Source organism: Bradyrhizobium semiaridum (assembly GCF_020329505.1).
Classification (GTDB): domain Bacteria; phylum Pseudomonadota; class Alphaproteobacteria; order Rhizobiales; family Xanthobacteraceae; genus Bradyrhizobium; species Bradyrhizobium semiaridum.
Map to the genome: position 1 here is coordinate 360,827 of NZ_JAGKJJ010000002.1, position 16,562 is coordinate 377,388.

Sequence of the window (16,562 nt, forward strand, 5' to 3'; positions counted from 1 at the left end):
CCCGTTTGTCCTGAACGGACGGGCGTGGCAGGGTCGCCCGCAAGAATGTCGCCTGCAAGAACAAGATTCCGGGAGAACAGCGATGAAGAGCTTCCAGGTCGTCGATTTCAACGCGCCGCTGAAGGAGGTCGATCAGCCGACGCCGCAGCCGTCGGGCACGCAGGTGCTGATCAAGGTCAAGGCGGCCGGCGTCTGCCACTCTGACCTGCACATCTGGGAAGGCGGCTATGATCTCGGCCACGGCCGCAAGCCGCTGTCGCTGAAGGATCGCGGCGTCTCGCTGCCCCGCACGATGGGCCACGAGACGGTCGGCGAGGTGGTTGCGTTCGGGCCCGACGTCAAGGAGGCCGACAAGGGCGGTCTTGCGATCGGCGACGTCGCGCTGGCCTATCCCTGGCTCGGCTGCGGCAAGTGCCCGACCTGTCTCGGCGGCGACGAGAACATGTGCGCGATCAAGCCGAATGCGCTCGGCGTCTATTGCGACGGCGGCTATGCCGATCACATGACCGTGCCGCATCCGAAATATCTGCTCAACCTTAAGGGGCTCGATCCGGTCACCGCCGCGCCCTACGCCTGCTCGGGCGTCACCACCTACAGCGCGCTGAAGAAGGTCGAGAAGGACCTCGACACCCCGATCGTGATCTTCGGCGCCGGCGGTCTCGGCCTGATGGCGCTGTCGCTGTTGAAGGCGATGGGCGGCAAGGGCGCCATCGTGGTCGATATCGATGCCAGGAAGCGCGAGGCGGCGGAAGCGGCCGGCGCGCTCGCGACCGTCGACGGCAAGGCGCCGGACGCGCTGGAGCAACTGATGAAGAAGGCGGGCCAGCCGATCCGCGCCGCGATCGACCTGGTCGGCAACGCGCAGACCTCGCAGCTCGGCTTCGACTGCCTGACCAAGGGCGGCAAGCTCGTGATCGTCGGCCTGTTCGGCGGCGGCGCGACCTGGGCGCTGCCGCTGATCCCGATCAAGGCGGTGACCATCCAGGGCAGCTATGTCGGCAATCTGCGTGAGACGCAGGAGCTGCTCGACCTCGTCCGCACCAAGAAGATCCCGGCGATACCGGTCACGCCGATGCCGCTCGCCAAGGCCAACGAGGCGCTGACCAATCTGCAGAAGGGCCAGCTCGTCGGCCGTGCCGTGCTGACGCCGTAACTGCCATGACGCCCGCCGCGTCATTGCGAGCGAAGCGAAGCAATCCATACCGCCGCGCCGGAAGGATGGATTGCTTTGTCGCTTCGCTCCTCGCAATGACGATCGGGTGAACGTTGGCATTCCAATCGAGGTAATCCCCCCATGTCCGCCAACAACGCATTCCACATCGCCGTGCTCGGCGGCGACGGCATCGGTCCGGAGGTGATGGCGCCTGCGCTCGAGGTGCTGCGCAAGATCGAGCAGTCGACCGATCTCCGATTCCGCTTCACCGAGGCGCCGGCCGGCGCCAACAATTACAAGGAGACCGGCAAGTCGATGCCGGACTCCACGGTGCGGCTGTGCGAGGAGGCCGACGCGATTCTGTTGGGGGCCTGCGGGCTGCCGTCGGTGCGCTACCCTGACAACACCGAGATCATGCCGCAGGTCGAGCTGCGCTTTCATTTCGATCTCTATGCCGGCGTGCGGCCGGCGCGGCTCATCCCGGGCGTGCCGAGCCCGATCGTCGGCGCCGATCAGAAGGGCATCGATCTCGTCGTCATAAGGGAGTCGACCGAAGGCCTGTTCGCCTCGATGGGCAAGGGCGTCGTCACCGACGGCGAGGCGCGCGAGACGCTGGTGATCACGCGCAAGACCTCGGAGCGGCTGTTCGAATTCTCGTTCCGCCTCGCCGAGCGGCGCAAGGCGCGCGGCCGCGTCGGTGGCGGGCTGACCTGCGTCGACAAGGCGAATGTGTTCAAGGCATTCGCGTTCTTCCGCGACATGTTCGACGAAGCCGCCAAGCGCCATCCCGACGTCAAGACCGACCGCCTCTATGTCGACGCCTGCTCCGCGCTGCTGGTCAAGCGGCCCTGGGATTTCGACGTCATGGTGATGGAGAACATGTTCGGCGACATTCTGTCCGATCTCACCGCCGGCCTGATCGGCGGCATGGGTATGGCGCCGTCGGCGGATATCGGCGATCGTCACGCCGTGTTCCAGCCGTGCCACGGCACCGCGCCCGACATCATGGGGCAGGGCAAGGCCAACCCGACTGCGATGATCCTCTCGGCGGCAATGATGCTGGACTGGCTCGCCGACAAGCATGGCGTCGAGGGCGCCGCCGAGGCCGGTGAGCGGATCGAGCGTGCGGTCGACAAGGCCTATGCCGGCGGCATCAAGCCGATGGAGTTCGGCGGCAGTAACGGCACCGCTGATGTCGCCAAGGCCGTGCTGGCGGCGCTTTAGCGCGCAAGAACGATTCCCCTGAGCCATGGCAGAAAATGAGGGGACGCTGAAAATGAGGGGGCCGAAGCCCCCTCGCTGATCACGAAAACTTGCGCAGGATCTCCGCGCAACAGCTACGCTTTGTCGCGGCGGAAAACGCTCAAGCTTGCTGGGACGGCTGCCCTAGCGCCGATGCCCGCCGTGGTGGCCGCCATGATGGCGGTGCCGGTGATGATGGTAGTGGTGGTGACGGTAGTGCGGCCGATGATGCCAACCGTGATGGCGCGGTCCGTAGTAGCCGTAGGGGCCCGGCCTCCAGGTGCAGCGGCCCCAGCGATCGCAGACCTGACGGACGTGATCGACGTTGGACGTTTCGCCTGCGATGTGGCCGGCCTGCGGAAGCCCGTTCGGCATCGCCGATGCCGAACCCGACATCAGGGCAACGCCGCCGAGCGCGGCCAGTCCAATAACAGCAAGCTTGATGTTCATTGAGGTCTCCTTGGTTGAAGCCTGAAAACGTCGGGCGTGGCGGCTTGGTTGCTGCGACAAAAAGCCGAGTCGCGCGCACGTCGCTTCAGCGACGCCGGTTCAACGCAGGAAATGCGGGTGTTGTGAGATGGCTCCGCTTGCGGGCGACAATTGGCCGCGCGGCAGAATGGCGGCGTACGGCGCGTATCACGCCGGATGCACGCGCAAGCTCAGGAGGGGAGAGAATGGAAGAGGACCTAAGAAAAAAGCGCTGCCATCACGGATAGCAGCGCTTCAAAAAATCATGCAGCCCGAGGGCAATTGGCCGTCGCGGTGACCGGCCAGCGGCCGGTCCGTTCGCATTGTCAATCGCGTTCGCGCCGCGGCGAACGGACCTTCGACGCCGCTCAGTCTTCGTTGGCGGCGATCGATTCCATCAGCGAAACCAGCTGGCGCTGCACGGTTTGGTCCTTGATCTTGCTGTAGGCGCGCAGCAACCGCAGGCTGAAGGCGCTGTCCAGGAAGAGCAGGCTTTCGACTTCGCGCGCCTTGTTGTCGCCGTCGTAGAAGAAGGTCACCGGCACATCGAGTGCGGATGCGATCTGCTGCAGACGGGCTGCGCCGACGCGGTTGACGCCCTTCTCATACTTCTGAACCTGCTGGAAGCTGACGCCGAGCTTGTCGCCGAGTTCGGCCTGCGAGATCTTCTGCTCGACACGGCGCAGGCGAATCCGCTTGCCCAACTCAATGTCCGGCTTGCCGGCACTGCGCTGTTTCATCTTCTTTGCTGCTGATCTGTTCATCCTTGTGACCCGTCCTTCAAATCGGGAATCCCTGGCCCGGTGGGGTCAGAGACTCGGCCATGATGTACCGCGTTATGCTCGTATGGACCGTCAGTTCATCGTTGAGAACTACGAAAATCCAAGAAGACCGCGGGATGGTATCCAAACGCTCGCGCGCTGGAAGCACCCATTTACCGACACGGCCGACTACCTGAAGTCGATCGCGCCAAGGTGTCTACCCGACACCCCGCCCTCAACATTTGGCAAAATCTTGACCAAACTACAACTAGCGCGAGTTTGATCGTCACAGATTTTGCGTGCATGCTTACTGGGCGGCACAGACACGCGTTCCGTATTTCTACGGGCGATCCGTATATTACGGGCACCTTATTTGAGATGCAACCCCTGCTAGTGCATCCAGAGGTCGTGACGGCTGGCGTTCATGACATGAACCGGGCGGCTCGTCCCGCCAAAAGTTTGCGATAAGTCCAAGTCAGGCTTTCGGAATGTTGCTGGACAATTGCCCAAAAGTTCTGAATCATTCCGCCCAAGTCTGTGCCTACCACCGGCGAACTCTGGCGGGAGAGGCCAATGAAGCGAAAGAGCGGAACGCGTCGATCCGACCTCGCGGCTCCGGGAGTAGAAACTATGCCGGTCGCAAGCATGGAAGAACGGTTGCTGTCGCTGCTCGCGACGCTGGAGGAATGTCAGGCATTTCTGCTCGATAGAGGAAGCGCCGAGACCGCGCGACTGCTGTCCCTTGCGATCCTCGAGCTTCGGATGGAGCTCCACAAGGTGACGGACTCCGAGCTCAAGGCCTTGTGCGACATGATGGCGTCGAACGAGCAGGCCCAGGTGCAGGCGGCAGCCAGCCGCTTCCCGCCCTATCTGAAGCTCGTCAAGTAGACCGCCGCCGATCGTGGACCATGCGCCCTGCACCGCGGCGCGCGGTGCGTGGGCGCCTCAGCCCGTCGTCACATCCACCGTTTCGGCGCCGTCGAGCACGCGGCGTGCCTGCTCGCGGTCGAGATCGCCTTCCCATGCCGCGACCACCACGGTGGCGACGCAGTTGCCGATCAGATTGCCGACCGCGCGCGCCATGCCGATGAACCAGTCGACCGAGAGCACCAGCACGAGGCCGATGGCAGGGATGCTCGGCACCGCGTTGAGCGTCGCCGCCAGGATCACGATCGCCGAGCCCGGCACGCCGTGTGCGCCCTTCGATGTGATCAGCGAGACGCCGAGCACCAGCAGCAGGTCGCCGAACGACAGCGGCGTGTTGGTCGCCTGCGCGATGAACACGACTGCCAGCGTCAGGTAGATCGAGAAGGCGTCGAGATTGAAGGAATAGCCGGTCGGAATCACGAGGCCGACCACGGAATCCTTGACGCCGAACCGCTCCAGCTTGCGCATCACTTGCGGCAGCACCGCGTCCGAAGACGCGGTCGCCAGCACGATCATCAGCTCCTCGCGCAGGTAGCCGAGGAACTTGAGGATGTTCACGCCGGCGAGCGCCATCACCGCGCCGAGCACGCCGAGCACGAAGATCGCGACCGAGACATAGAACAGCGCCACCAGCGACAGCAGCTGCTTCAGCGAGCCGACGCCGTATTTTCCGACGGTGTAGGCGACGGCGCCGAGCACGCCGATCGGCGCGAAGCGCACGATCAGGCCCATGGCGCGGAACAGCACGGTCGAGATCGCCTCGATCATGGAGGTGACCTTCTCGCCCTTCTCGCCGCCGACCAATGCGAGGCTGACGCCGAAGATGATGGCGAAAAACAGCACTTGCAGCACATCGTTGCGCGACAACGCATCGAACGAGGTGATCGGGATGATGTTGAGCAGGAAGCTGCCGACGCCGTCGCCCTTCAGCTTCTGCGCATTGCCGGCATAGTTGCCGAGCGCCTTGGGATCCAGCGTCGCGGTGTCGATGTTCATGCCGTGGCCGGGCCCGAACCAGTAGGCGAGCAAGAGGCCGACCACCAGCGCGATCGTCGTCATCACCTCGAAATAGACCAACGCCTTGACGCCGACGCGTCCGACCTTCTTCAGATCGCCGGCGCCCGCGATGCCGTGCACCACGACGCAGAACACGATCGGCGCTACGATCATCGAGATCAGCTTGAGGAAGGCGTCGCTGAAGATCTTCAACCCGACGGCGAAGTCGGGCGCGGCCATGCCGATCACGATGCCGAGCAGCAGCGCCACCAGCACCTGAACGAACAGCGACGTGTAAAGCGGCTTGCGCGTCTCGGCGGCTACCGCTGCGATGGTCGACATGACTTCCCCCTGACCTGTGGCCGGCCGCCAACCGCTCCGACCCAACCGTTCTACCTTAGCAACTTGCGTGCCAAAATGTCGCGGGTGAGGCAGGGGCCGGTCAGGGAGAGTGTCGCGGCGCCCGGTGTGCCCCGCGACATGGGGGCGGGTCAGAGATTGCTGTCGGTGATCGCGGCATAGACCATGGTGCGCAGCTCGCGCCGCAGCGGGTAGGCGCTCGACGGCAGGACCTGGGTCATGAAGATCGTGATCAGCTCCTCGGCCGGGTCGATGAAAAACGACGTCGTCGCCGCGCCGCCCCAGTTGAATTCGCCCGGGCTGCCGGCAATCAGCGTCTGCGACGGGTGCATGGTGACGGCGAAGCCGAGGCCGAAGCCGATGCCGTTATAGGCGGCCTCGCTGAACAGCGAACGCGACATCGCCGGCAGGTCGACGCCACCGGGCAGATGGTTCGAGGTCATCAGCTTCAGCGTCTTCGGCCCCAGCAGCCGCACGCCGCCGAGCTCGCCGCCATTGAGCAGCGCGCGGCAGAACGTGAGGTAGTCGGAAGCGGTCGAGCACAGCCCGCCGCCGCCGGAGATCAGCGAGGGCGGCGACAGGAACGAGCTGGTGGCCGGGTCGTCCTGCAGGGTCAGCGTGCCCTTGCGATCGGCGGCGAGCGGATTGAAGCCGCCCTGCGGGTCGGCCGAATAGCAGGCGGCGAAGCGGTGCGCCTTCTCCGCCGGCACGAAGAAGTCGGTGTCGTTCATGCCAAGCGGCTTGAAGATGCGCTCCTTGAGAAACTGTTCGAACGGTATGCGCGAGATCTTGCCGACGAGATAGCCGAGCACGTCGGTCGCGACCGAATAATTCCAGCCCTCGCCCGGCGAGAATTCCAGCGGGATCTTGGCGAGGTCCTCGATCATACTGTCGAGCGTCCCGGCCTTTTCAACCTCGCCGATCTTCTTCGCGCGATAGGCCGCATCGACATTGGAGCGCTGCTGGAAGCCGTAGGTGAGGCCCGAGGTGTGACGCAAGAGGTCGACGATCAGCATCGGCCGGGTCGGCGGGCGGGTCAGGAAGGCGGGCGCGTTGCCTGCGACGAACACGCCGAGATTCTTCCACTCGGGAATATATTTGGCGACCGGCTCGTCGATCGCGACGCGGCCTTCCTCGACCAGCATCATGAAGGCGACCGAGGTGATCGGCTTGGTCATCGAATAGATGCGGAAGATGGTGTCGTCCTTCACCGGCACCTTGCGCTCGAGATCGGCAAAGCCCTGCACCGCCGAGTGCACCACCTTGCCGCGGCGATAGATCAGAAGTTGAGTACCGGGAAACCGGCCTGCGTCGATGTAGCGGGTCTTCAGATGCGCCTCGAGGCGGTTCAGCGCTGCGGTCGACATGCCCGCGGATTCGGGTGAGGCAGAGGTGGGGGCTAGCATCGGGCTCTTCTCCGGCTGACGAGGAGGGTTTGATAGCCGAAAAGTGTCTACCGCACCATTCTGTCGGCGCTTACCTGCATACGGTTGGTAGTGTACGCTCCGACCCGCAATCGCGCTCTCAGGGGCCGGGAATACGTCAAGGGAAACGCCACAGATGACCCAGTTCAACGACGCCGAACTCACCGCCGCCGTCATCAAGAGCTTTGACCAGACGCCCAGTCCGCGGGCCAAGTTCCTGCTGCAGGAACTGGTGAAGTCGCTGCACGACTACGTCCGCAAGACCGATCTCACCTTCGAGGAATGGGACTACGCGATCGATTTCCTGACTCGCACCGGGCAGAAGTGCACCGACATCCGCCAGGAGTTCATCCTGCTGTCCGACGTGCTCGGCGTCTCGATGCTGGTCGATGCGGTCAACCACAGGGATCGCGACGGCGCCACCGAGACCACCGTGCTCGGCCCGTTCTATGTCGGCGAGCACAAGGTCACGCCGCACGGCACCGACATCTCGGCAAGCCTGCCCGGCGAGCGCATGTTCGTGCAGAGCCGCGTCACCGACCTCAAGGGCAAGCCGCTGGCGGGTGTGCCGGTCGATGTCTGGCACGCGGATGAGGACGGCTTCTACGACTCGCAGAAGGCGAACTATGCCGCCGAGGGCGCCTCGTCGCGGGCGCGCTTCATCACCGACGCCGACGGCCGCTTTTATTTCCGCACCATCCTGCCATGCAGCTATCCGATCCCGACCGACGGTCCGGTGGGCCAGATGATCACACAGACCAACCGCCATCCGATGCGGCCCGCGCATGTGCACTTCCTGGTCAATGCCAAGGGTTACGAGCCCTTGATCACGCATGTCTTCATCGATGGCGACAAGTACATCGATTCCGACGTCGTGTTCGGCGTGAAGAATGATCTGATCGCCAAGGTCGAGAAGCGCGGCGGCGATGCGGTGATGCCCGACGGCAAGACGTCGGATGGTCCGTGGCACCTGATGACCTACGAATTCCGCGTGAAGCCCGGCGGCGGCATGGCGCCGGCGCCGCTCGGAACCAAGGTGCCGGAGCACGCCTGATCAATCGCTGAACGCTCTGCTCAATTCTTGTGCGACGCACAAGAATTGAGCGGCGCGCCAAATTTGGATGCGCGCGACGTGGCCGCCGTGTCCTGCGACATTGTTCGCAACTCTTTCTCACCGATCACATTTTTGCGCTGCAACGATTTGGCACGCGGCTTGAATAGTAGTCGCCGACGCCATCGACGCCGTCCCTTGAGACCAATTGATCCGAATTGTGCTGCCGCAACCGGGCCACGCCCGAACGCGCCCTCATGCGTGGACAGCGGCGACGCCAGACGGACGGCCATCCTCAGCACAGACGCAAAAGGACGAGACTGTTCATGACCAAGCGCATTGACCGTAATTCAGGCCGCGGACCGAGCCGTCGCCAACTCCTCAAGGCCGCCGGCGGCACCGCGGCGCTGCTTGCCGCCGCGAAGCTGAACTTCCCCGCCGGCGCATTCGCGCAGGGCGCGGGCCCCGAGGTGAAGGGCGCCAAGCTCGGCTTCATCGCGCTGACCGACGCCTCGCCGCTGTTCGTCGCCAAGGAGAAGGGCATCTTCGCCAAATACGGTATGCCCGATGTCGAGGTGCAGAAGCAGGCCTCGTGGGGCACGACGCGCGACAACCTCGTGCTCGGCTCCGAAGGCAACGGCATCGACGGCGCGCATATCCTGACCCCGATGCCGTATCTGATCTCGGCCGGCAAGGTGACGCAGAACAATCAGCCGACGCCGATGTACATCATGGCGCGGCTCAATCTGAACGGCCAGTGCATCTCGGTCGCCAAGGAATATGCCGATCTCAAGCTCGGCATCGACACCGCGCCGTTCAAGGTGGCGCTGGAGAAGAAGAAGGCGTCCGGCAAGGCGGTGAAGGCCGCGATGACCTTCCCCGGTGGCACGCATGATCTATGGATCCGCTACTGGCTCGCCGCCGGCGGCATCGATCCCGACAAGGACATCGAGACCATCGTGGTGCCGCCGCCGCAGATGGTGGCCAACATGAAGGTCGGCACGATGGACTGCTTCTGCGTCTGCGAGCCGTGGAATCTGCAGCTGATCCACCAGGACATCGGCTACACCGCTGTTACCACCGGCGAACTCTGGGACAAGCATCCGGAGAAATCGTTCGGCCTGCGCGCCGCCTGGGTCGACAAGAACCCGAAGGCGGCGAAGGCGCTGCTGATGGCGGTGATGGAAGCGCAGCAGTGGTGCGAGAAGGCCGAGAACCGCGAGGAGACCGCGGCGATCTGCGCCAAGCGGCAGTGGATCAATTGCCCGGTCGAGGACATCACCGACCGCATGAAGGGCAAGTTCGACTACGGCACCGGCCGCGTGGTCGAGAACTCGCCGCAGCAGATGCGGTTCTGGAAGGACAACGCGTCCTACCCCTATCAGAGCCACGACCTCTGGTTCCTGACCGAAGACATCCGCTGGGGCAAATACGAGGCTAGCTTCGACACCAAGGCGCTGATCGCCAAGGTCAACCGCGAGGATCTGTGGAAGGAGGCCGCCAAGGAGCTCGGCGTGTCGGACATTCCAACTTCGACCTCGCGCGGCAAGGAGACCTTCTTCGACGGCAAGGTGTTCGATCCGGAGAATCCGGCCGCTTACCTGAAGTCGCTGTCGATCAAGCGTGTCGATGTCTGATTTGGCCATGTTGGCCGCGCGCTGTCGCGGCCCCGCCTTTTGATCACGGAGATTTATTGTCGATGTCGATGCCTGCCATGAAGACCGAAGTCACCGCGGTCGCGCCGCCGCCGGCTGCTCAGGCGGCGCCGGTCGTGACGACCATAATGCCGAAGCGGACGCCGCGCGCCGAAACCTATGCCAGGATTGCGAAGGACGCTGCGGTGCGCATCGTGCCGCCGCTGATCGTGGTCGCGCTTTTGCTGCTGGTGTGGGAACTGGTCTGCCGTCGTGCCGGCTCCAGCCTGCCGCCGCCCTCGAAGGTGTTCAAGGATACCAAGGAGCTGATCCTCGATCCGTTCTTCGACAATGGCGGCATCGACAAGGGCCTGTTCTGGCATCTGTCCGCCAGCCTGCAGCGCGTCGCCTACGGCTATTCGCTGGCGGCGATCGCCGGCATCGCGCTCGGCACGCTGGTCGGGCAATCGGTCTGGGCGATGCGCGGGCTCGATCCGCTGTTCCAGGTCCTGCGCACGATCCCGCCGCTGGCCTGGCTGCCGCTTTCGCTCGCCGCGTTCCGCGACGGCCAGCCTTCGGCGATCTTCGTGATCTTCATCACCTCGATCTGGCCGATCATCATCAACACCGCGGTCGGCATCCGCAACATCCCGCAGGACTATCGCAACGTCGCCGCCGTGGTGCAGCTCAATCCGCTGGAGTTCTTCACCAAGATCATGATCCCGGCCGCCGCGCCCTACATGTTCACCGGCCTGCGCATCGGCATCGGCCTGTCGTGGCTTGCGATCGTCGCCGCCGAGATGCTGATCGGCGGCGTCGGCATCGGCTTCTTCATCTGGGATGCGTGGAATTCCTCGCACATCAGCGAGATCATCCTGGCGCTGTTCTATGTCGGCATCATCGGCTTCGTGCTCGACCGTCTGATCGCAGGTCTTGGCAAGGTCGTGACCCGCGGCACGGCCGCGAACTGAGGAGGCAAGTCATGCAGGCCTATCTGAAGCTCGATCACATCGACAAGACCTTTTCCCGCGGCAACGCCACGACCGAGGTGCTGAAGGAGATCAACCTCACCATTGATAAAGGCGAATACGTCTCGATCATCGGCCACTCCGGCTGCGGCAAGTCGACCTTGCTCAACATCGTCGCCGGCCTCACCGGCACCACCAATGGCTGCGTGCTGCTGGAGAACCGCGAGGTCAATTCACCGGGGCCGGATCGCGCCGTCGTGTTCCAGAACCACAGCCTGCTGCCGTGGCTGACCGTCTACGAGAACGTCAAGCTCGGCGTCGACAAGGTGTTCGCCAAGACCAAGACCCGGGCCGAGCGCGACGCCTGGGTGATGCACAATCTCAGCCTGGTGCAGATGGCGCATGCCAGGGACAAGCGCCCGAGCGAGATTTCCGGCGGGATGAAGCAGCGCGTCGGCATCGCGCGGGCGCTGGCGATGGAGCCGAAGGTGCTGCTCCTCGACGAGCCATTCGGCGCGCTCGATGCGCTGACCCGGGCGCATCTGCAGGATTCGGTGATGGCGCTGCATCAGAAGCTCGGCAACACCATCCTGATGATCACCCACGACGTCGACGAGGCCGTGCTGCTGTCGGACCGCATCGTGATGATGACCAACGGCCCGAGCGCGCGGATCGGCGAGGTGCTCGAGGTGCCGCTGGCACGCCCGCGCAAACGGCTCGAACTCGCGACCAACCCGGCCTATCTGAAATGCCGGCAGCGCGTGCTCGAATTCCTCTACGAGCGCCACAGCTTTGTCGAGGCGGCGTAGCTCCGCCGCCGCAGGGCCGCGTGCACGGAGGCGTACGGGATCGCCTGGTCCATGTGCGCAATTGCGCACAAGCCCGGCGATGACGGCGCTGGGTGACAAAGCTTCAAAGCCCTCTCAGGGTCATGGTGATGGACATTCTGGCGAGCGGCCTCCTCACGCGTCGTCCTGGCGAAAGCCAGGACCCATAGCCACCGAACTTGATTGGGAGCGGGATCGAGGCTCCAGCGTCGTGCAACAACGAGCGGCTGGGGGAATGGGTCCTGGCTTTCGCCAGGACGACGCTGAGTCTGCTCGTCATGCATTCAGATTCTCGCAGCATGACCGGGAGGGATCAGCGTTCACCCCCTCCTGTTCCTCGCATTGACCGCAATGGCCGCGGCGGCGGTGCGGTTTTCGACGCCGAGCTTGGAATAGATCTGCTCCAGATGCTTGTCGACGGTGCGCGGGCTGAGGCCGAGGATCTGCGCGATGTCGCGGTTGGTCTTGCCCTTGGCGAGCCAGGACAGCACCTCGCCCTCACGCGTGGTCAGGCCGAGCTCGCTGGAGAATTCGGCGGGCAGGTCGCCGGAAGTGTCCTTGGCGAGACGCAGCAGGAATTCGTTGGGGCCGAGCTTGCCCATATATTGCAGGCGAAGCTGATCGTTGCCTGGAAACGATGCCATGGTCGCGGTCTTGGCGCCGGACTTGCCCTTTTGCGCCTGGTCGAGCCATTGCGGCATCGGATCGGGCAGCACGAAATCCTCGCCGTCGCCCGCCAGCGTGTCGGACAACAGCCGCTGCGCCTGCGGCGTCGCCCAGAGCAGCTTGCCGGCGCTGTTGACCGCGAGCAGATAGCGGCCGGAGACGTCGAGTGCGGCGCGGGCGCTCTGGGTCATCCGCGCATTGGCGAGGTGGACGCGGATGCGCGCCAGCATCTCCTCGACCACGATCGGCTTGGTCACGTAGTCGACGCCGCCGGCCTCCAGCCCGCGCACGATGTGCTCGGTCTCGGCGAGTCCGGTCATGAAGATGATCGGCACGCCGTCGAGCCCGGCATCGCGCTTCATCCGCCGGCAGGTCTCGAACCCGTCGATGCCGGGCATCACGGCGTCGAGCAGCACGATGTCGGGCGTGATCTGCTCGGCGATCCGCATCGCGGAGGCGCCGTCGAGCGCCACCATCACGGTCATGCCGGCGCCGTCGAGTGCGTCGGTGAGCAGGCGCAGCGTTTCGGGCGAGTCGTCGACGACGAGGGCGACGTCGCGCTTCTTGGGGTCAATGGTCATAGCTGTGCAATATCTTTAACGTCGCCATGTACTGGTCGAGATCGAAACGGTCGACCAGCGTGCGCATCTGGGCGACGAAACCGGCGTGTTCGGGAGATTCGTTGCCGATCTCGTCGAGCTTGAGCTGGATCGCCCTGATATAGCCGAGCTGGCCGAGGCCGATCAGCTCCTCGACATATTTGACGGGCGGCCGCGCGCCGCTGTCCGGCTTCCATTGCGGAGCGGGGGCCTGCTCGGCCTCGTATTGCCACTCGATCTTCAAGAGCTGGCGGATGGTTTCGAGCAGCCGTGGAATGTCGATCGGCTTCATCAGATAGCCGTCGTGGAACGGCTGCGCCAGCGGTGCGCCATGCGCCTCCAGCGCGCTGGCCGAGATCATCAGGATGCGGGCCTGATGGTGGCCTGCCGAACGCAGGGCTTCGGCGACCGTCCAGCCGTCCATGCCAGCCATCGAGATGTCGAGCAGGAACAGGTCGGGCCGGCAATGCTGCGCCAGCGCAAGGCAGCCGGGGCCGTCAGGTGCGCTGAGCAGGATGAAGCCGAGCGGCGCCAGCACCTCGCGCAGGAGGTCGCGATGGGTGGGGTCGTCGTCGGTGATCAGGATGGTCTTGCGCGGGCCGAGGTAGCCGTAGACGGGAGCATCGACCGGCGCCTCGCGCCGCGGATTGGTGACCTCGGAGAGCAGCAGCTTGACGCGGAACGTAGCTCCGGCGCCGACCGTGCTGCTCACCTTGATATCGCCGCCCATCACGCCGGCCAGCAGGCGGCTGATGGTGAGACCGAGGCCGGTGCCGGTCTGCGGCTGGGCGATGCCGAGCGCGCCGCGCTCGAACGGCGCGAAGATGCGCTCGAGATCGTCGGCCTGGATGCCGGGGCCGGTATCGATCACCTCGAACTCGGCGACCGGGCTGCGGTAATGCACCACAAACTGCACGTGGCCGGTCTGCGTGAACTTGATCGCATTGGAGAGCAGGTTGATCAGGATCTGCCGCAACCGCTTTTCGTCGGCATAGACGACCAGCGGCAGCACGCTCGGCCGCTTGAAGATGAACTCGATGCCTTTCGCGGCCGCCTGAAGGCGGAACATGCCGACGAGCTGGTCGAGAAAGTCGGTCAGGCGCACCTCGTCCCGCGAAAGGTGGAGGCGGCCCGCCTCGATCTTGGAAATATCCAGGATGCCGTCGATCAGGCCCGACAAATGGTCGGCGCTGCGGCGGACCACGCGCACCTGGTCGCGTGGCCGGGTCTGCAGGCTGTTGTCCTGCTCCAGCAGTTGCGCGTAGCCGGAGATCGCGTTCAGCGGCGAGCGCAGCTCGTGGCTGAGGCCGACGACGTAGCGGCTCTTGGCGAGGTTGGCCGATTCCGCCACCTCCTTGGCGCGCTGCAACTCGGCATCGGTGCGCTTGTGGGCGTCGATCTCCTGGATCAGCAGCGCGGTCTGCCGCCGCGTCTCGTCCTCCGCCGCGCGCCGGCTCTGCTGCGCCAGCACGAACAGCCAGGCGACAACGCCGATGATCAGGATCAGCGCGAAGAACACCTTCCACAGCACGTCGGCCAGCAGTTCGTCGGCATGCACGGCCGCCGAGGTCTGCAGGTAGATCAGCCCGAGCACCAGTCCGACCAGACCGGCGGATGCCGCGAACACGCCGAGATAATGGCCGAGCTGCGAATTGATGCGGACGTAGATCGGCTGCGGCAGCACCTTGCCCAGTGCTTCCGACATCTGCGCCCCGATCCGCCCATGCGGCTTGCAGAGGTCGTGGCAGCGCGCATCGAGCGAGCAGCACAGCGAGCAGATCGGTCCGGCATAGGCCGGGCAAGCCGCCATGTCCTCGGGCTCGAAAGAATGCTCGCAGATACAGCACTGGATCTGGTCGATGTTCTGCCAGCTCCGCTTCGGCTTGCGCGCGATGTAGTATTTGCCGTCGGTCGCCCAGGCGATCAGCGGCGCGGCCACGAAGGCGACGGCCAGCGCGACGAAGGCGGACAGCGCCTTCGCGGTCGGGCCGAACAGGCCGTAGAACGCGCTGATCGACACCACGGTCGCGATCGTCATCGCGCCGACGCCGACCGGATTGATGTCGCAGAGATGCGCGCGCTTGAACTCGATGTGCTGCGGGCGCAGGCCGAGCGGCTTGTTGATGACGAGGTCGGCGACCAGCGCGCCGACCCAGGCGATCGCGACGTTGGAATAGAGCGCGAGCGTCTGCTCCAGCGCCTTGTAGACGCCGATCTCCATCAGCAGCAGCGCGACGACGACATTGAACACCAGCCACACCACGCGGCCGGGATGCGAGTGGGTGAGGCGGGAGAAGAAGTTCGACCACGCGATCGAGCCCGCATAGGCGTTGGTGACGTTGATCTTGACCTGCGACAGGATCACGAAGCTGCCGGTCAGCGCCAGCGCCAGATCCGGCTGCGACAGCACGTATCGAAACGCTTCCAGATACATGTTGGCGGGCTCGGCGGCGTGGTCGGCCGGCACGCCGTGGCTGAGCGCGAAGAAGGCGAGGAACGAGCCGGCCAGCAGTTTCAGCGCGCCGAGCACGATCCAGCCGGGACCGGCGCCGAGCAGCGCGATCCACCACGCCTTGCGCGAGGTGCGGCGGTCGCGCGGCAGGAAGCGCAGGAAGTCGACCTGCTCGCCGATCTGCGCCACCAGCGCAAACACCACCGACGCCGCAGTGCCGAACAGCAGCAGGTCGAGATGTCCGGCGGGGTCGCCATGATCGCCGGCGAATTTGCGCCACTCCGTGAACGAGTGCGGATTGGCCCAGGCGATCGCCGCGAACGGCATGATGTGCAGGATGATCCAGAGCGGCTGGGTCCAGAGCTGGAAGCGGCTGATCAGCGTGATGCCGTAGATCACCAGCGGAATGATCACGACCGCGCTGATCAGATAGCCGATCGGCCGCGGGATGCCGAAGCACATGTCGAGCGCGCTGGCGAGGATCACCGCCTCGATCGCGAAGAAGATGAAGGTGAAGGAGGCATAGATCAGCGAGGTGATGGTGGAGCCGATATAGCCGAAGCCGGCACCTCTGGTCAGCAGGTCGATGTCGATGCCGCATTTGGCGGCGTGATAGGCGATCGGCAGCCCGCACAGGAAGATGATGACGCTGACGACGAGGATTGCCGCGGTCGCGTTCATCGCGCCGTAATTCAGCGTGATGGTGCCGCCGATCGCCTCCAGTGCCAGGAACGAGATCGCGCCGAGGGCGGTGTTGGCGACGCGGGCGGCGGACCAGCGTCTTGCGCTCTTGGCCGTGAAGCGCAGCGCATAGTCCTCCAGCGTCTGGTTGGCGACCCATTGATTGTACTGGCGCCTGACGCGGTCGATCCGCTGCCGCCCTGCCACTCGTTGCCACTCCTGGTCCGCGCTGCCTGATGCCGTCGCGGGCAAATCCCGTACCAAAAAACCTACGTCGCTATTTTGCGGTGCAGTATACGCGATCTCACGTATCAGTGCGCTGCACAAAACTGAGCAATCCTCGCCTCATCCGT

At 64.6% G+C, this 16,562-nt stretch carries 13 protein-coding genes; 7 read left to right on the top strand and 6 right to left on the bottom strand.

The window, feature by feature from the left end; translation table 11 throughout:
- The first annotated feature begins 82 nt into the window (after positions 1-82).
- Positions 83-1,153, top strand: coding sequence for an alcohol dehydrogenase (locus J6500_RS04035; protein ID WP_225711372.1), 1,071 nt, complete (start codon positions 83-85; stop codon positions 1,151-1,153).
- 141 nt (positions 1,154-1,294) lie between these two features.
- Positions 1,295-2,377 (top strand): isocitrate/isopropylmalate dehydrogenase family protein, encoded by a 1,083-nt coding sequence (locus J6500_RS04040; RefSeq protein WP_225711373.1) that lies wholly within the window; start codon positions 1,295-1,297, stop codon positions 2,375-2,377.
- Between the two features lie 162 nt (positions 2,378-2,539).
- On the opposite strand, the gene J6500_RS04045 is transcribed toward J6500_RS04040, so the two are convergent.
- Positions 2,540-2,845 (bottom strand): hypothetical protein, encoded by a 306-nt coding sequence (locus J6500_RS04045; protein WP_225711374.1) that lies wholly within the window; start codon positions 2,843-2,845, stop codon positions 2,540-2,542.
- Between the two features lie 386 nt (positions 2,846-3,231).
- Complete coding sequence (locus J6500_RS04050) at positions 3,232-3,627, bottom strand: helix-turn-helix domain-containing protein (protein ID WP_094194089.1); 396 nt, start codon at positions 3,625-3,627, stop codon at positions 3,232-3,234.
- Positions 3,628-4,254: 627 nt separating this feature from the next.
- Between J6500_RS04050 and J6500_RS04055 the strand changes: the two genes are divergently transcribed.
- Complete coding sequence (locus J6500_RS04055) at positions 4,255-4,512, top strand: hypothetical protein (protein WP_225711375.1); 258 nt, start codon at positions 4,255-4,257, stop codon at positions 4,510-4,512.
- Between the two features lie 57 nt (positions 4,513-4,569).
- Here J6500_RS04055 and J6500_RS04060 read toward each other — a convergent pair whose 3' ends face one another.
- Together J6500_RS04060 and J6500_RS04065 are read right to left on the bottom strand one after the other, a co-directional pair.
- The gene (locus J6500_RS04060) at positions 4,570-5,889 is read right to left on the bottom strand and encodes a dicarboxylate/amino acid:cation symporter (RefSeq protein ID WP_225711376.1); all 1,320 of its coding nucleotides are present in this window, start codon (positions 5,887-5,889) and stop codon (positions 4,570-4,572) included.
- Between the two features lie 149 nt (positions 5,890-6,038).
- Entirely contained in the window at positions 6,039-7,313 is a 1,275-nt protein-coding gene (locus J6500_RS04065) for a serine hydrolase domain-containing protein (RefSeq protein WP_225711377.1), read from the bottom strand.
- Positions 7,314-7,467: 154 nt separating this feature from the next.
- Between J6500_RS04065 and J6500_RS04070 the strand changes: the two genes are divergently transcribed.
- From J6500_RS04070 to J6500_RS04085, 4 genes are all read left to right on the top strand, one after another.
- The gene (locus J6500_RS04070) at positions 7,468-8,385 is read left to right on the top strand and encodes an intradiol ring-cleavage dioxygenase (RefSeq protein ID WP_225711378.1); all 918 of its coding nucleotides are present in this window, start codon (positions 7,468-7,470) and stop codon (positions 8,383-8,385) included.
- Between the two features lie 323 nt (positions 8,386-8,708).
- Positions 8,709-10,019: a CmpA/NrtA family ABC transporter substrate-binding protein gene (locus J6500_RS04075; protein WP_225711379.1), complete on the top strand. Its 1,311-nt coding sequence runs from the start codon at positions 8,709-8,711 to the stop codon at positions 10,017-10,019.
- 62 nt (positions 10,020-10,081) lie between these two features.
- Positions 10,082-10,987: a nitrate ABC transporter permease gene (gene ntrB / locus J6500_RS04080; protein WP_225711380.1), complete on the top strand. Its 906-nt coding sequence runs from the start codon at positions 10,082-10,084 to the stop codon at positions 10,985-10,987.
- Between the two features lie 11 nt (positions 10,988-10,998).
- Positions 10,999-11,793 carry an ABC transporter ATP-binding protein gene (locus tag J6500_RS04085; protein WP_225711381.1) on the top strand — a complete coding sequence of 265 codons (795 nt, stop codon included), beginning with the start codon at positions 10,999-11,001 and terminating at the stop codon, positions 11,791-11,793.
- Positions 11,794-12,131: 338 nt separating this feature from the next.
- Here the strand turns inward: J6500_RS04085 and J6500_RS04090 are convergent, their stop codons facing one another.
- Complete coding sequence (locus J6500_RS04090) at positions 12,132-13,058, bottom strand: response regulator (RefSeq protein ID WP_225711382.1); 927 nt, start codon at positions 13,056-13,058, stop codon at positions 12,132-12,134.
- Complete coding sequence (locus J6500_RS04095) at positions 13,048-16,416, bottom strand: hybrid sensor histidine kinase/response regulator (protein WP_225711383.1); 3,369 nt, start codon at positions 16,414-16,416, stop codon at positions 13,048-13,050. Before J6500_RS04095 ends, J6500_RS04090 begins: the two co-directional genes overlap by 11 nt.
- Positions 16,417-16,562: the final 146 nt, after the last annotated feature.

Bases quoted from the DNA above. Each gene is read 5' to 3' on its own strand.
- J6500_RS04035 (WP_225711372.1), top strand. From the start codon at position 83: ATGAAGAGCTTCCAGGTCGTCGATTTCAACGCGCCGCTGAAGGAGGTC.
- J6500_RS04040 (WP_225711373.1), top strand. From the start codon at position 1,295: ATGTCCGCCAACAACGCATTCCACATCGCCGTGCTCGGCGGCGACGGC.
- J6500_RS04045 (WP_225711374.1), bottom strand. From the start codon at position 2,845: ATGAACATCAAGCTTGCTGTTATTGGACTGGCCGCGCTCGGCGGCGTT.
- J6500_RS04050 (WP_094194089.1), bottom strand. From the start codon at position 3,627: ATGAACAGATCAGCAGCAAAGAAGATGAAACAGCGCAGTGCCGGCAAG.
- J6500_RS04055 (WP_225711375.1), top strand. From the start codon at position 4,255: ATGCCGGTCGCAAGCATGGAAGAACGGTTGCTGTCGCTGCTCGCGACG.
- J6500_RS04060 (WP_225711376.1), bottom strand. From the start codon at position 5,889: ATGTCGACCATCGCAGCGGTAGCCGCCGAGACGCGCAAGCCGCTTTAC.
- J6500_RS04065 (WP_225711377.1), bottom strand. From the start codon at position 7,313: ATGCTAGCCCCCACCTCTGCCTCACCCGAATCCGCGGGCATGTCGACC.
- J6500_RS04070 (WP_225711378.1), top strand. From the start codon at position 7,468: ATGACCCAGTTCAACGACGCCGAACTCACCGCCGCCGTCATCAAGAGC.
- J6500_RS04075 (WP_225711379.1), top strand. From the start codon at position 8,709: ATGACCAAGCGCATTGACCGTAATTCAGGCCGCGGACCGAGCCGTCGC.
- ntrB (WP_225711380.1), top strand. From the start codon at position 10,082: ATGTCGATGCCTGCCATGAAGACCGAAGTCACCGCGGTCGCGCCGCCG.
- J6500_RS04085 (WP_225711381.1), top strand. From the start codon at position 10,999: ATGCAGGCCTATCTGAAGCTCGATCACATCGACAAGACCTTTTCCCGC.
- J6500_RS04090 (WP_225711382.1), bottom strand. From the start codon at position 13,058: ATGACCATTGACCCCAAGAAGCGCGACGTCGCCCTCGTCGTCGACGAC.